This window comes from Micromonospora luteifusca (genome assembly GCF_016907275.1).
In the GTDB taxonomy this organism is placed as follows: Bacteria; Actinomycetota; Actinomycetes; order Mycobacteriales; family Micromonosporaceae; genus Micromonospora; species Micromonospora luteifusca.
In genome coordinates, this window is the sequence record NZ_JAFBBP010000001.1 from 5259145 (window position 1) to 5274122 (window position 14978).

Below are 14978 nucleotides of genomic sequence, written 5' to 3' on the forward strand. Positions count from 1 at the left end.
TCACCATCCGCGGACCACGGTCCGTGCGCTGACGCCTGCCCGGATACCGGTCCGGCCGCGGTGTGCCGCTCTCCCCCCCGATCCGTGGAGGACCCGTGAAGCACACCATGCAGCGTCAACTCCGACGCTTCGCCACCCAGCGCCCGTACCAGATCGCCGCCGCCTCCGCCGCGGCCCTCGTGATCGCCACCACCACCGGCGCTCTGCTCACCACCACCGACGACGCTCCGGCCAGCCAGCGCACCGCGACCACGGTCGCCGAGATGCGCAGCGACACCGTCGCCTCCCTCGGCGAGGCACCCGATGCTTCCCCCTCGGCCAGCGCTGCCCCGGCCACCAGCGCCGCGTCTCCCGCCGCCAAGGCCAGCACCAACCCGGACCTGACCCGTAAGCCGGAGCCGCCGAAGCCGCCGGCGACCAAGGTGCTCGACTACGAGTACGAGGCGCAGAACACGTACTACAACTGCGGCCCGGCGGCCACCCGCAACGCGCTCAGCGCCACCGGCATCGACCGCACCCAGGAGGAACTCGGTGCCGAGCTGGGCACCACCGAGATGGGCACCAACTCGGCCGAGGACACCACCCGGGTGCTCAACGCCGAGGTGAAGGGCTCCCCGTACCGGACCCGGATGTTCGCCGGCGCACCCAGCCCGGCGCAGATGGACCGACTCCAGGCCGACGTCGTCAAGGCCATCACCGACGGGCGGGGCGTGGTGGCCAACGTGGTCGGCGACGCCACCGACACCGACGGTGGGTGGCACTCCTACGGCGGCGGGCACTACATCGCCGTCGTGGGTTACAAGGACAACGGCCGGACCGTGCGGATCGCCGACTCGGCGAACCCGGCCGACCCGTCGTACTGGATCACCACGATCGACCTGGCCAACTGGATCACCAGCCGGGGCTACTCCGCCTGACCCAGGCACGCTGACCGCCGCGGGCGCCGTCCCTCACGAGGGGCCGGCGCCCGCGGTGTCTTTCCGAAGCGGTCCGGGGTACGCCGCCATCGACGACTCTCGTCCGGGGCGGTGAACCGTGGCAGACTGCGGCCGTGGTGGATGAATCGGTTGGTCGGGCCGGCCGTCGGCCCGTCCTGCTGCTGCTGCACGGGATGGGGGCGACCGGGGACGTCTGGTTGCCCTGGGCGCCGCTGCTGGAGCAGCACTGGCCCGGGCGGTGGCTGGCACCGGACCTCGCCGGCCACGGCTGGGCGGCGCCGCTGCCGTCGTACTCCTTCGAGGGTTTCGCCCGGCAGATCGCGCAGGGTCTGGCCTCCGACGACCGCGTCGTCGTGCTCGGGCACTCGCTCGGTGGGGTCGTCGGCCTGGCGCTGGCCGCCCGTGCCGCCGGAATACCGGTGGACGCGGTGGTCGGGCTGGGCATCAAGGCGCTCTGGTCACCCGCCGAGCTGGAACGCGCCGCCGACCTGGCCGCGCGTCCGGTGAGCTGGTTCGCCAGCCGTACCGAGGCGGCCCGCCGTTACCTGCGCGTCGCCGGACTGGCCGGTCTGCTCCCGCCGGACCACCCGGTGGTGGACGCCGGGCTGCGTCAGGTCGACGGCCGGTGGCGTCTCGCCATGGATCCGAACGCCTTCGCCGTCGGCGAGCCCAACCTGGCCGCACTACTGGCGGCGATCGACGTGCCGGTGGTGCTGGCGCGCGGTGAACACGACCCGATGGTCACCGACGCTCAGCTCAAGGAGTACGACGTACCGGTCGCCACTCTGCCCGGTCTCGGGCACAACGCGCACGTGGAGGACCCGGCGGCCGTGCTGGCGCTGCTCGACCCGTACCGCTGAGCGGCTATGCCTGTGCGGACGCGGTCAGTTCCTTCGCGGGCATCAGCTCCCGGCGGGCGGCGGTCAGGAAGGCCTCGGCGTACGACTCGGCGGGGAAGTCACCCAGGTAACGCCGGCGGGTCGCCCAGCGCTCCGCGGCCAGCGGGTCGGTGTCCAGCAGCGCGGTCAGCACCTCGTCCACGTTGGACACGTCCCGACGCAGCACGTAACCCGACGCGGCCAGCGGGAAACGCTCGGCGAACTGGTCGCCCTCGTCGCCCATGTCGGTGACCGCGTACGGCTTGCTGGAGTAGAGGTAGTCCGAGATCACCCCGGACACGTCGGAGATCAGCGCGTCCGACCGGTTCACGCACTCGGTCAGGCTCAGCGCCCGGGCGGCCGCGCCGACCACGTGCTGGCGTCCGCTGCGGGCCCGGTCGGCCACGAGCAGCTCGGTCAGCCGGCTGAGCTGGCGGGCCGATGCCGGGTTCTGCGCCGTGTACGGGTGTGCCCGCAGGATCACGGTCGCGCCGCGCGCCAGCAGCCGATGCAGCAGTTCCTCCGCCACCGGCAGCGAGCAGTAGTCGGCGTCGGCGTGGTGCCCGGTCCAGGTCGGGGTGTAGAGCACCGTCGGTTGTCCCAAGCCCCGCGCCGGCTCCGGGCGTACCGCGATCGACTCGACCTGCGGCCGGCCCACCACCACGAACTTCTCTGCCGGGATCTGCACCCCGGCGCGGGCGTACCGGTCGATCGCCGCCGGTCCGGCCACGAAGATCCGGTCGAAGATGCCGGACACCGGGTTGGCGCTCGGCGCCTTGTCGCTGTCGCCGTGGTGCAACTGGACGTGGGTGAGCTGGGTGAAGCGGATGCAGTGGCTGTTCTTCGCCCCGTGGTTGACGTAGAACGCCGCCCGCAGGCTCGGCACCAGTACCTCGTCCATGGCCCGCAGGGTGGGGCAGTAGACCACCGGCGCGTCGGTGGCCGCGGCGATCGGGGCCAGGAACTCCGGCTCGCGCAGCACGACCAGGAACGGCCGGCCGATCCGTTCCAGGTACGGCAGCCACATGGTGACCTGGTATTCCGAGCCGGGCGGCGCGGAGAAGTAGAGCAGGAACTCCGGCTGGTGCCGGCGCAGCGCCCGGGCGACCGGCCCGCCACCGGCTCCTGGCCGGAACCGCCGCCGGGCCAGGTCCAGGGCGACCACACCGGTGCCCGCGCCGACCAATAGGCTGGCGGCCAGCGCCACGCCGGCCGGCAGGGTGAGTGCAGCGGCGATCGCCAGGGCGGCGAGCAGCCCGAGCAGGGCGGTGCCGAGCCGGTCGGCGATCAGCGGCGTCCAGGCGCGCACCGGCAGGTTGGCGGCCCGGATCTCCAGGTTGCCGGCGGTGCGCAGCGGCCCCACCAGCAGCACCAGCCCCAGCAGGACCAGTGCGGTGGCGACAAGCGTGAGGTTGAGCCCGTCGTCCAGCCGCCGGGAGTAACCGACCAGGATCGCGGCGGCGATCAGCGTCGTCTCCGCGACGAGGTCGGCGTTGGGCCGGATCCGTTGCTCGGCGGCGGAGGCGGCCAGCGCGGCGACGGCCAGCGCCAGCCCCCAACCGGTGGCGCCGGTGAGCGCCAGCACGACGAAGGCCAGCACGGCCAATCCGGTGCTGAGGCACCGGGCAGCCAGCTTTCGGACCAGATCGCCGCGCATGTCGCTCCGTTCGTGGTTCCGCAGCCGTCAGCGTCAGTTCGCGGACGCCGCGCTGGCCGGCGCCTCGACCTGACTCGACCCGGACTGGGTCGGCACGCTCGGCGCGGGCCCGTCGCCGGGCGCCCGGCGTACGTCGATCACCTGGCCGGTCAGGTCGGAGATCAGCACGTCCAGTGACGACTGGGCGACTGCCTCCGCGGCGAGCAGGGTGTGCTCCGGCTCCTCGCCGAACGCCCGCGTCCGCATGGGCGTGGCGGTCCGTTCCGGGTTGATGCAGTTGACGCGGACGCCGACGTCGGCCCACTCGTCGGCGAGCGCCTGGGTGAGGTTGACCAGGGCCGCCTTGGTGGCCGAGTAGAGCGCGTAGCGGGCCCGGCCCCGGGTGTAGGAGCTGGACGTGTAGAGCAGCAGTTGACCCTTGGTCTGCTGCAGGTACGGAAGGGCCTGGCGGGCGATGGTCACCGGGCCGACGAAGTTGACCTGGAGCAGCCGGTCCATGGTCTCCTCGTCCATCTCGGCGAGGGCGCCCTTCTCCAGGATGCCGGCGGTGACCACCACGTGGTCGATCCGACCGGTGGCCTCGAAGGCGGTCGTCAACGCGGCCCCGACGTCCTTGGCCCGCTCCACGTGGGTGCCGGTGCTGGAACGGCTGAACGGGAAGACCTGGGCGCCGTAGCGCCGGGCCAGCTCGGTCAACTCGTGGCCGATGCCGTAGCTGCCGCCGAACACCACGATGGTGCGGCCGGTCAGCTCCTCGCTGTAGCTGCGGTGGTCGGTCAGCCGGGGCGCCTGCGCCGCGGCGAGCTGGAAGAGCTTGTCCGCCAGGTGTACGTCGACCGGGTGGGTGACCTTGATGTTCTCGTCCGAACCGTCGATCACCTTGATCGGGGTGCCGGGCAGGTAGCGCAGCACCACGCCGCAGTCGTCGGTGGCGGCGAAGTCCGGGTCGTCCTCGGCGATCCGGTACGCCTCGCGGATCGTGGGGGAGCGGAACGCCTGCGGGGTCTGCCCGCGGCGCAGCCGGGACCGCACCGGGATGTCGGTGATGCAGTCGTTGTCGTCCACCTGGATGATCGTGTCCGCGGACGGAATGGCCACGTCCACGGCGTCGTAGGTCCAGAGCGCGTTGACGCACTCCCGCACGATCCTGCCGCTGAGCAGCGGGCGCACCGCGTCGTGGAAGAGGATGTTGCAGTCCGCCGGGCCGACCGCGTCCAGTGCGATCCGGGTGGTGGCGTTGCGGGTGTCACCGCCCTCGATCACCTTGGTGACCTTGCGCAGACCCGCCTTTTCGACGATCTGCCGGGCGTCGTCGACGTGGCCGGCCGCCATCAGCACGATGATCTCGTCGATCTCCGGGGCGGCCTCGAAGACCGCCAGGGTGTGCTCGATGATCGGCTTGCCGGCGATCTTCAGCAGTTGCTTCGGGATGCCGAGGCCCAACCGGGTCCCGGTGCCTCCGGCCAGAACCACCGCCACCGTCCGTGAGGGCCGCCACGGCACCGAGGTCTCCGCTGTGGCGTCCGGGCCAGTGGTCTGGTCCTGCGTCATTGCCGGATCCTCACTCTCAGCGATGCGTTAACGGAAGGTTCCGCCCGAGCGGCGACGGAATGAACCTTAACGCGCGGACCGCGCCGCCCCAACGCGGGCGACGCGGCCCGTGGTGCCGTGTCGATGCCGGGTGTTCGCCGGCGCCCTACTTGCTGTTCGCGTACGCCTCGTATGCCTGGATGACCTCGTCGGTGGGCCCGTCCATCCGCAGGACGCCCGATTCCAACCAGATCGTTCGTTCGCAGGTGTCCCGTACGGAGGAGAGCTGGTGGCTGACGAGGAACACCGTGCCCGCGCCCTCCCGCAGCTCCCGAACCCGCTGCTCGCTGCGCTTGCGGAAGCCCTTGTCGCCGGTGGCGAGCGCCTCGTCGATGAGCAGCACGTCGTGCTTCTTGGCGGCGGCGATGGAGAACCGCAGCCGGGCCGCCATGCCGGAGGAGTACGTCCGCATCGGCAGGCTGGCGAAGTCGCCCCGCTCGTTGATCCCGGAGAACTCGATGATCCCCGCGGCCTGCTTGGCCACGTCGTCGGGGTGCATGCCCATGGCCAGGCAACCGAGGGTGACGTTGCGCTCGCCGGAGAGGTCGTTGAGCAGGGCGGCGTTCACGCCCAGCAGCGACGGTTGCCCCTGGGTGTGGATCGCGCCCCGGTTGACCGGCAGCAGGCCGGCGATGGCCCGCAGGATGGTGGACTTGCCGGAGCCGTTGCTGCCGATCAGGCCGATGGCCTCGCCCCGGTACGCGGTGAAGGAGACGCCCTTGACCGCGTGCACCTCCCGGACGTTCGGTGCGTTGGTGCGCTTGACCAGGCGGCGCAGCGCGGCGACCGGCGTGGTGCCGCCGGTAGCCCCCTGGTGCACCCGGTAGATGATGTGCGCGTCGTCGACCACCACGGTCGGGATGCGCTCCTGGGTCGAGGTCATTGTCGCGGTGGCCTCGGGGGAGGCCTCGATGTGCTCAACCACGGCCGTACTCCTGTTCGCCGCGCCAGAAGTAGATGAAACCGCCGATTCCGGCGACCAACGCCCACCCGCCGCCGACCAGCCACAGCTGGGTCAGTGACTCGTTGAGCAACGGTGCTTCCTCCATCAGCGTGTACCGCGCGAGCTCGATGTAGACCAGCAACGGGTTGTACTGCACGAGCGTCGTCGCCCAGCCGGGCAGCCGATCGAAGAGGCTGACGCTGTAGAGGACGCCGGAGCCGTACATCCAGGTGCGCAGGACGAACGGCATGACCTGTTTGAGGTCGCTCGCCTTGGAGCCCAGTCGGGCCACCAGCAGCACCACGCCCGCGTTGAACACTGCCTGCAGGATCAGCGCCGGCACCAGCAGCAGCCATTCCGGCGTGATCGGCTCGCCGGTGACCAGGACGATGCCGAGCAGCACCACCATCGAGGCCAGCAGTTGTTGGAACTGGGTCAACGTCGTGGACAGCGGCAGGCTGGCCCGGGGGAAGTGCAGTGCCCGGATCAACCCGAGGTTGCTGCTGATCGACTGGGTGCCGGCCAGGACCGCGCTCTGGGTGAAGTTGAAGATGAACAGCCCGGTGGTCAGGTAGGCGATGAAGTTGGGGATCTCCTTCTGCGCCAGCACCACCCCGAAGATCAGGTAGTAGACCGCCGCGTTGGTCAGCGGGGTCAGCACCTGCCAGAGCTGGCCCAGCTTGGCATTGCTGTAGGAGGCGACCAGCTTGGCGTTGGCGTACGCGGCGATGAAGTGCCGGTAGGCCCACAATTGGCGGCTGTACTCGACGAGGGAGGGTCGCTCACCGGCGACCCGTAGCCCGTGCCGAGCGGCCAGCTGCGCCTGGGTCAGGCCCGTGTCAGGGTCGACCAGCGCGGTGGTGGCCATGGAAATGGCGCTCCGATCTTTCGTGCAGACGGGTGGCTCGCGACGATGGAATCCTAGTGGGAGATGTGCGCGGGGCGCCGCCTCGTCGCTGCGAGGACAGTAGTCCGAAACACGTCGGGACGCAACCGTATCGTCGTTGCGCTACCCTGGGCACTGTGAGCTGCGAGAAGAGTCCCTGGTGACGACTGAGAAGAGGCGTGCCCCGGCCGGTGCGGCGGTGCTCCGTGGCGAGATCACCACGGCCATCCGACGTGCGCTGATGCAGGAACTCGCCGCGGTCGGCTACGGCCGGCTCTCCATCGAGGCAGTGGCTCGCCGCGCCGGCGTCAGCAAGACGGCAATCTACCGACGGTGGAACTCCAAGCTCGACCTGGTGCTGGAGATCGTCGCCGCGGCGGCGCACGGCAAGCTGCCGGCACTGGACACCGGCACCCTGCGCGGCGACCTCGCGCTGCTGTTCCAGGCGGTGGCGCACGCGCTGCGCCATCCGCTGGCGTCGCAGATCATCCCGGACCTGCTGGCCGAGGCGGCCCGCAACCCCACCATCGACGCGACCCTGCGTCAGGTGCTGCACGCCCGCCAACAGGAGATCGGCGGTCGCCTGGTCACCCGCGCCGTGCAGCGCGGTGAGCTGCCCGGCGACACCGACCTGGACGCGGCGATCGACCTCATCGTGGGCCCGCTCTACTGGCGGCTCGCCATCGCCCGCCTCCCGCTCACCGACAGCTACCTCGAAAGCCTGGTCGAATCCGTGGCTGCCGGACTCGGCGCGGACAGCGCCCTGCCCCGCCCTCGGGTCGCCCCGATCTCCGGTTGACCAGGCATCCGACACCCCGCCGCCCGCAGCAGCGGTCCCACTGTCCAATTCCGCTAGGCTGCCCCCTTGACACCCGGCTGTCATCGATCAGACATCCGCTTTCCGCCCCTCAACCCGCCGCCGGACGACAAGGACGCCCCGTGACGCAAGTCGAAGACGCTGCTGTGGCTCCAGCGCCAGCTGACCAGAGGAACGCCCCGAGCGCGGGTGCTCGACCTGGCGGCACCAGCCGGCCCGGACGGGGTCGCGGTCTGATCGGGCGGGTCAACGCCGCGGTGGCGGCGGCGCCCGTCGTGGTCACCGACGCGGCGGTGGTGAGCTTCGCCATCTGGACGCTGCTCTACCACCTCAACCTCGGCCTCGACCTGCGCCCGTCCGTCGTCTTCCTCATCTGGGTCGTCCTGCAGCCGGTCGCCGCGTACGTGGCCTGGAGGCTGCGCCGTCGCGACCCCGTGGCGCGGCGTGCCGACGACGAGGCCGCGGCCGCGCCGACCGAGGCGCCCGTCGACCGCGCGTCGCTGCTGCGTCGTTACGCCCTGCCGGTGGGCGCCGCGGTCGGCGCGGCGCTGTTCGCCGCCCTCGGCAACGGGGCGCTGAGCTGGTGGCTGGCGGCCGGGCTCGGCCTGGTCTCGGTCGTCTCCGCCTGGCTTACCCTGGCCCGCCGCGGCGGCGCGGCCGACACGGTCGCCGCGCCGGCCGTCCAGGCGACCACGCCGGTGCAGGGGTACGTGGTCCTCGTCCTCTCCCTGGCCGCCGCCTACTTCGCCACACTGATCAGCCGGGTGTCGCTCGACGACGTCTTCTACGTCGGCAAGTCCGTCTGGGTCGCCGAGCGTGACAACATCCCGTTCCGGGACTTCCTGTTCACCGAGGGTGTCCTGCCGGGCGGTTCGGCGAACCCGCCGCTGCCCTCCTTCGAGGTGTTCGTCGGGGCGCTGGCCCGCGCCCTGCACGTGCACACGGCGTCGGTGTTGTGGTACCTCCTGCTGCCGGTCCTGGCCGTCTTCACGATCTTCGCGCTGTGGCGGCTCGTGTTGCGGTGGGCTCCGCGGCGCCCGCTGGTCGTGTTCGTCGTCGCGCTGGCCTACATCCTGCTCGTGGCGTACTACGCCGACGCGCTGAACACCTACCACCTGCCCCGGCTGACCCAGGGCAAGAGCGTCTTCGTCCACGCACTCATCCCACTCGCCTGGGTGTACCTCACCGACTACCTGGAGCACCGCTCCCGGCGTGCCCTGATCCTGCTCACGCTGCTCTCCGTGGCGGGTGTCGGCTACACCACCACCGCGGTCATCCTGCTGCCCCTGCTCGGCGCCGCGGTCGGCGTGGTGCTGCTCGCCACCCGGCGACCGCGGCAGGCCGTCCTGTGCTTCGCGGCCGCCTCGGTCTACCCGTTGCTGTCGGGTGCGCTCGTCCAGGTCCTGCGCGGTGGGGTGGAGGAGGCCGCCGCGACGTACTCACCGCTGCTGCCGCTGCGGACCATCTACGAGCTCACGCTCTGGCTCGGTATCCTCGGTGTCATCGGTGGGCTCGCCGTCTGGTGGTCGCCTCTCCTGCTCCGTCGCGGGGCGCCGCAGCAACTCGCCGCCGGCGCCGCGCTGGCGATCACGGTCCTGATGGTCCCCGGCCTGTTGAAGTTCGGCGGTGACCTCAGCGGTCTGACGGCGGTGCTCTGGCGGGTGCCGTGGATCCTGCCCGTGCCGGCGCTCGTCGGTGTTCTCGCGGTCATCCGCCTGCCCGGGCTGGCCCGGACGAGCCGGGTCCTCGCCTTCGCCCTCCCGGTGGTCCTGGTGTTCGCCTTCTACACCCAGGGCGAGCCGATGTGGAAGGGCGACGCGGTCCAGACGGAGCCGACCTGGCGGATGCCGGACAACCGCAAGGCCGCCTCCTTCTGGATCAAGAAGCTGGACCGCCCCGCCGGCCTGGTGCTCGCCCCGTCGTCGGTCATGCGGGCGCTGCCGCAGGTCACCTCGGAGGTCCGGGTGGTGCTGCCTCGCGACCTGTATCTCGTCGACTACGGCTCGGAGACGCCGTTCGCGCAGGACCGGCTGCTGCTCGCGAAGTTCGCCGACGGAGAATTCGTCTCCATCCCCGAGGTCGCCGCGGCCATGGGCAGGGTGGGCGTGGGCATGGTGTGTGCGTGGAAGGGCAACACGGCCGTCGCCGATGCCGCCCCCATCCTGGGACTGGAAGCCTTCGCATCGAGGAAGGCACCTGGCGCCATGGTCTGCTATCGCGCCGTCGCACCCGGCTCGACAACCGGGGGATCCTGAGGCCAGTCGCAGCGGCGAGTTTTTGACCGGTTTGCGGCACGGATACCCGCTCGGTACCTTCGCGCATACTCACGTTAGGGTCGCAGTCATGTCCGTCAGCCTCCGGGTGGCGTGACGTGACGAGCGCCCACCAGGCGCTTCAGTCTCGGCTCCTGGTGTGCGCGAAGACCGAGCCCGGCCCGATACGGAAATCGTAGGGAGCGAACTCGTTTGTTCGGCACGTTCTCAGGTCGCATCGGAGTGGCCGCCAGCGCCGCCCTGCTGGTGCTGGCCTACCTGGTCATGCTCGTCGCAGGTGCCTTCGGCTGGGTCGGCCTGTTCGCCGTCGCCGGGCTGGCAGCCATCCTCGGCGAGTTCGCCGCCGCCCGCTGGTCACCGCCGTCGCAAGTGCTGTTGGACAAGGTGGGCCTGCACTGGTCGTACCGGCAGTTGACCCGCGACCTCGCGGCCGTGTTGCTGGTCGTCGCGGAGGTGCGGCTCAGCGGCGGCGAACTGACCCTGCTGTTGGTGCTGCCAGCCGCGGTGTGGGTCGTGTCGGTCTTCGCCGGGGCGCTCTCCATCATGATCGAGCGTCGTAACCCGCTGTCCGCCATGGTGCGCAACATCGAGCTGGGCCCGCTGAACGCCGCACCCCAGCCGCCAGCCTGGGCGGCGGCGGTCGCCGGTGACCGGATGCCCCTGCTCAATCTGCTGCTGGTGCCGGCCGCCGTGGCCGCCGCGGTGCAGCATCACCCGACCCCGTTCTTCGTCGCCGCCGCGGTGGCGGTCGCGGCGACCGTTGTGGTGGGCGCCATCCTCGCGCTGACCTGGCTGCGCGGCCGGGGCACGGGCGAGGGCCCTCTGCTGCCCGCCGTCCAACGTTGGTTGGACAGCTACCAGCCCGAGGTGGCGCTCTACTTCGCCGGCCCGGCCAAGGACGTCTACCAGGCCAACATGTGGCTCGCCCCGACCGAGGCGCTCCAGCAGCGCGCGGTGGTGCTGCTGCGGAGCCGGGACGCGTTCCTGGAACTGGCCGACACCCGGTTGCCGGTGATCTGCGTACCGACCGGGGTCGACTTCATGAACCTCGAGCTCGGCAGCATCCGGGCGGCGCTCTACTCGGCGAACGTCGGCGCGAACATCCACATGCTCCGCGAGCCGAGCACCAAGCACGTCTTCGTGGGGCACGGCGACAGCGACAAGCAGGCCAGCGTCAACCCTTACAGCAAGGTGTACGACGAGGTCTGGGTCGCCGGGCTGGCCGGCCGGGAGCGTTACGCCCGGGCCGGTGTGGGGGTGCTCGACCAGGACATCGTCGAGATCGGTCGGCCGCAGCTCGCCGGGGTGCACACCTTCGGCGCCGAGTCGGTGGACCGGCCCTTCACCGTGCTCTACGCCCCCACCTGGGAGGGCTGGCTCGACGACGACCCGTACCACACCTCCCTGGTGCTGATGGGTGAGCGGATCGTCAAGGGAATGCTCGCCGCGAACCCCCGGCTGCGCCTGATCTACAAGCCCCACCCGCTCACCGGGTCGCGGTCCAGGGCGGCCAGGGCGGCACACGACCGGATCGTCGCGGCCATCCGCGCCGCCGGCGGCAACCCGAACGCGTCCTCCCTGGACGGCACCGCGCACCTGGTGGTCACCGGCCGTACGCCGGCGTTGTTCGACTGCTTCAACCAGACCGACCTGCTGATCAGCGACGTGTCCAGTGTGGTCTCGGACTTCGTGCAGAGCCAGCGCCCGTACGTGGTGGCCAACCCGGCCGGCCTGTCCGAGGACGACTTCCGCCGTGAGTACCCGACGGCTCGGGCGGCGTACCTGCTCTCCAAGGACTGCGGCGAGCTGGAGAAGATCGTGGCGGTGACCCGGGCCGGCGACGACCCGATGACCGAGGCCCGCCGGGAGTTGAAGACCTACCTGCTCGGTCCCGCCGACGCGAACCCGATGGACCGGTTCCAGGAGGAGATCGACCGGCTCTGCCGCCGCTGAGCAGCCCGCGTACGGCGCTGCGCCCCCCGGCGCACGGATGGTGCTGCGCGCCCGGCCCGACACCTCTCGGGTCGGGCGCGAACGTGTCAGCCCAGCAGGGCGGCCACCGCGTCGGCGGCCGGGGTGTCCGCCGGCAACGCCTGCGCCGCCACCACCGCCGTGACCGGCAGCGGGCCGTACACGTGCGGGAAGAGTTGCCCGCCACGCGACGGCTCCCAGCGCAGCGCGTCGCCCAGCCGCTCCTCCTCCACGCTGAGCAGGGTCAACCCGGTCGCCCCGGCGAAGTGCCGGCGGGCGGTCTCCACCACCTGGTCGGCACCGGAGAGGTGGATGAAACCGGACTCGTGGTCCACGGGTGCGCCGGCGAAAGCGCCGGCGGCGAGGGCAGCGTCCCATTCGGCGCTCGACAGCAGTTTGTAGATCACAGCGGCAGCCTACGGGGGTGCCGTCGGCGCGCTCGCCCGGTTTTCGCCGGTACCGCCGCGCTCGTCGCCCCGCGCCGGGCATGCTCAGGTCAAGGGCCGCGGAGGGATGGGCGATGCAGAGCTACGACGACGACTGGACCGACAGCCAACGTGCGCTGTACGACGAGTGCTACCGGGCTGGCGGCGAGTGGGCCGAAGACCCGGACACGCCGTCCGATGACGTACAGCACGTGATCAACCTGGCCGAGGCAGACGATGACGCCTTCCAGGACGCGGAGATCGACTACCCGCCCCTGGTCGACGCGGTCACCCAGGCCAGTGGGGTCAATGTCACGAGTGTGCCGGCCAGCCACGAGGACCCGGGTTTCCGCGGCTTCACCGACGGCGTCCGGGACGCCACCGCCGACGACACCTTCGGCCTGTAACCGGCCCGTCCCGGTAAGGGGACTCCCGCTTCACGCACGCTTCTGCCACCATTCGCAGAACGGCGCTGCGACGGACGGGGGCACGGGTGCGGATCCTGCTGGTGGAGGACGACCGCCGGGTGGCCGCTGCGCTCTCTTCCGCCCTGACCCGCCGTGGGTACGAGGTCGAGCACGCGGCCACCGTCGCCGCCGCACTCTGCGCTGCCCCGTGCGACCTGGTGCTGCTCGACCTGACCCTGCCTGACGGCGACGGCACCGATCTGTGCCGGGAACTGCGGCGGCGTAGCAGCCACCTCGGCATCATCGCGGTGACCGCGCGGGGCGAGGAACGCGATCGGGTGTTGGGCCTGCGCCTCGGCGCGGACGACTACGTCGTCAAGCCGTTCTCGATGGTGGAGTTGCAGGCCCGGATCGAGGCGGTACTGCGCCGGGCCACGAACGCCGCACCGGAGCGACACCTCATCGAGGCCGGGTCGGTGCACATCGACGTGCCCGCCCGGACGGTGACCGTGGACGGCCGCGCTGTCACGTTGACCCGCAAGGAGTTCGACGTGCTGCTCTCGCTGGCCCGCCAGCCCGGGGTGGCGGTGCCCCGCGACCGCATCCTGCTCGACGCCTGGGGCACCACCTGGGCCGACCGGCACACGGTCGAGGTGCACGTCGGGTCGCTGCGCGGCAAGCTCGGCGACGCCCGCCTGGTGGAGACCGTCCGCGGCGTCGGCTACCGGCTGCGTCATGCGTGAGGGGCTGACATGCGTCGGCGCCTGGTGATCAGCTACCTGCTGCTGATGGTGCTCGTCCTCATCGCGTTGGAGACACCGCTGGCGGCCACCATGGCCAGCCGCGAAACCGAACAGGTCCGTGCGGACCGGCTCGCCGACGCCACCCGGTTCGCCTCGCTGGCCGGGCCGGCGCTACGCGACGGTGGGCCGGGCCCGATCGAGTCGGAGCTGACCAGCTACGACAATCTCTACGGGATCGGCGCCGCGATCGTCGACCGGGATCGGAGCACCCCGGTCGCGTCGCCGCGGTGGCAGCCAGGCCCGGTGACCGCATCGGTTCTGGACATCGCGTTGTCCGGGCAGCAGACCAGCGCCCCCGAGTCGATCTGGCCGTGGACGAACGGCCCGGTGGTCGTGGCGGTGCCGATCAGCGACGGTGGTGAGGTGCTCGGCGCGGTGGTGATCGTGACCCCTTCCGACCCGATCCGCCGGGTGGTCACCGCGTGGTGGCTGCTGCTCGCCCTCGCCGGTCTGCTCGCCGTGCTCGCCTGCGTGCTCACCGCGTTCGGGCTGGCCGGTTGGGTGTTGCGCCCGGTCACCGAGCTGGACGCGGTCACCCACGAGATCGCCGAGGGCGACCGGGGCGCCCGGGTGCAACACAGCCTGGGCCCGCCGGAGTTACGTCGCCTCGCGGCCAGCTTCAACCACATGGCGGACGTGGTCTCCGACGTGATGGACCGGCAGCGCGCCTTCGTCGCGCATGCCAGCCACCAGCTGCGTAATCCGCTCACCGCGCTACGGCTGCGGGTGGAGGAGTTGGGCCCCAGCCTCACCGACCCGGACGGCCGATCCGAGCACCAGTTGGCGTTGGAGGAGACCGACCGGCTCGCGTTGGTGCTCGACGCGCTGCTCACGCTCGCCCGGGCCGAACGGGAGGAGAACGAGCGGGTCACCGTGGACGCCACCGCGGTGGCCGCGTCCCGGGTGGCCGCGTGGGCGCCGCTGGCCCGGCACCGTTCGGTCGCGCTGCGGCTGGCCACGACCGACGCCCCGGCGTACGCACAGACTGTGCCGACCGCCGTCGACCAGGCGCTGGACGCGTTGATCGACAACGCGGTGAAGTTCAGTGGGGCCGGTGGGGCGGTCACGGTGACCGTGGCCCGCCGCGACAACGGGGTGACCCTGGAAGTGCGCGACTCCGGCCCGGGCATGACCGAGAGTCAGCTCGGCCAGGCGACCGAACGGTTCTGGCGGGCGCCGGACGCGCAGAACGTCGACGGCGCGGGGCTCGGCCTGACCATCGCCGCCGTGCTGGTGGACGCGTCCGACGGGCGGCTCACCATGCGCCCGGGGGAGTCGCGCGGACTGATCGCCGCCCTGTGGTTTCCCGCGCCGGAGCTCGACCCCTCGGTGGAGCCCGTGGACGACGAACTGCCGGCCGATCTACTGCCCACGTCGGCGCGTTAACGCC

General features: G+C 71.4%; 13 protein-coding genes. 8 read left to right on the top strand and 5 right to left on the bottom strand.

What is annotated here, in order from left to right; genetic code table 11:
* The first annotated feature begins 95 nt into the window (after positions 1 to 95).
* Together JOD64_RS24060 and JOD64_RS24065 are read left to right on the top strand one after the other, a co-directional pair.
* Positions 96 to 917, top strand: coding sequence for a C39 family peptidase (locus JOD64_RS24060; RefSeq protein WP_307813601.1), 822 nt, complete (start codon positions 96 to 98; stop codon positions 915 to 917).
* A gap of 134 nt (positions 918 to 1051) precedes the next feature.
* Positions 1052 to 1798 (top strand): alpha/beta fold hydrolase, encoded by a 747-nt coding sequence (locus JOD64_RS24065; RefSeq protein ID WP_204944294.1) that lies wholly within the window; start codon positions 1052 to 1054, stop codon positions 1796 to 1798.
* 4 nt (positions 1799 to 1802) lie between these two features.
* Here the strand turns inward: JOD64_RS24065 and JOD64_RS24070 are convergent, their stop codons facing one another.
* From JOD64_RS24070 to JOD64_RS24085, 4 genes are all read right to left on the bottom strand, one after another.
* Positions 1803 to 3473 (bottom strand): CDP-glycerol glycerophosphotransferase family protein, encoded by a 1671-nt coding sequence (locus JOD64_RS24070; protein WP_204944295.1) that lies wholly within the window; start codon positions 3471 to 3473, stop codon positions 1803 to 1805.
* Between the two features lie 33 nt (positions 3474 to 3506).
* Entirely contained in the window at positions 3507 to 5024 is a 1518-nt protein-coding gene (locus JOD64_RS24075) for a bifunctional cytidylyltransferase/SDR family oxidoreductase (RefSeq protein ID WP_204944296.1), read from the bottom strand.
* 145 nt (positions 5025 to 5169) lie between these two features.
* Positions 5170 to 5946, bottom strand: a complete 777-nt coding sequence (locus JOD64_RS24080; protein WP_204946222.1) for an ABC transporter ATP-binding protein — start codon at positions 5944 to 5946, stop codon at positions 5170 to 5172.
* Between the two features lie 34 nt (positions 5947 to 5980).
* On the bottom strand, positions 5981 to 6874 hold the full coding sequence (locus JOD64_RS24085) for an ABC transporter permease (RefSeq protein ID WP_204944297.1): 894 nt from the start codon (positions 6872 to 6874) through the stop codon (positions 5981 to 5983).
* 217 nt (positions 6875 to 7091) lie between these two features.
* Here JOD64_RS24085 and JOD64_RS24090 point away from each other — a divergent pair, with 217 nt between their 5' ends.
* From JOD64_RS24090 to JOD64_RS24100, 3 genes are all read left to right on the top strand, one after another.
* Positions 7092 to 7691, top strand: coding sequence for a TetR/AcrR family transcriptional regulator (locus tag JOD64_RS24090; protein WP_204946223.1), 600 nt, complete (start codon positions 7092 to 7094; stop codon positions 7689 to 7691).
* Positions 7692 to 7831: 140 nt separating this feature from the next.
* Positions 7832 to 9964 carry a DUF6077 domain-containing protein gene (locus JOD64_RS24095; RefSeq protein WP_204944298.1) on the top strand — a complete coding sequence of 711 codons (2133 nt, stop codon included), beginning with the start codon at positions 7832 to 7834 and terminating at the stop codon, positions 9962 to 9964.
* A 210-nt stretch (positions 9965 to 10174) separates the two neighbouring features.
* On the top strand, positions 10175 to 11935 hold the full coding sequence (locus JOD64_RS24100) for a CDP-glycerol glycerophosphotransferase family protein (protein ID WP_372434186.1): 1761 nt from the start codon (positions 10175 to 10177) through the stop codon (positions 11933 to 11935).
* 86 nt (positions 11936 to 12021) lie between these two features.
* Here JOD64_RS24100 and JOD64_RS24105 read toward each other — a convergent pair whose 3' ends face one another.
* On the bottom strand, positions 12022 to 12360 hold the full coding sequence (locus JOD64_RS24105; protein WP_204944300.1) for a DUF952 domain-containing protein: 339 nt from the start codon (positions 12358 to 12360) through the stop codon (positions 12022 to 12024).
* Positions 12361 to 12473: 113 nt separating this feature from the next.
* On the opposite strand from JOD64_RS24105, the gene JOD64_RS24110 reads away from it, so the two are divergent.
* The 3 genes from JOD64_RS24110 to JOD64_RS24120 all read left to right on the top strand — a co-directional run bounded on the left by JOD64_RS24110 (position 12474) and on the right by JOD64_RS24120 (position 14974).
* A complete protein-coding gene (locus JOD64_RS24110; protein ID WP_204944301.1) occupies positions 12474 to 12785 on the top strand; it encodes a hypothetical protein in 312 nt (103 codons plus the stop codon).
* An 86-nt stretch (positions 12786 to 12871) separates the two neighbouring features.
* Complete coding sequence (locus tag JOD64_RS24115) at positions 12872 to 13528, top strand: response regulator transcription factor (protein WP_204944302.1); 657 nt, start codon at positions 12872 to 12874, stop codon at positions 13526 to 13528.
* 9 nt (positions 13529 to 13537) lie between these two features.
* On the top strand, positions 13538 to 14974 hold the full coding sequence (locus JOD64_RS24120) for a sensor histidine kinase (protein WP_204944304.1): 1437 nt from the start codon (positions 13538 to 13540) through the stop codon (positions 14972 to 14974).
* Positions 14975 to 14978: the final 4 nt, after the last annotated feature.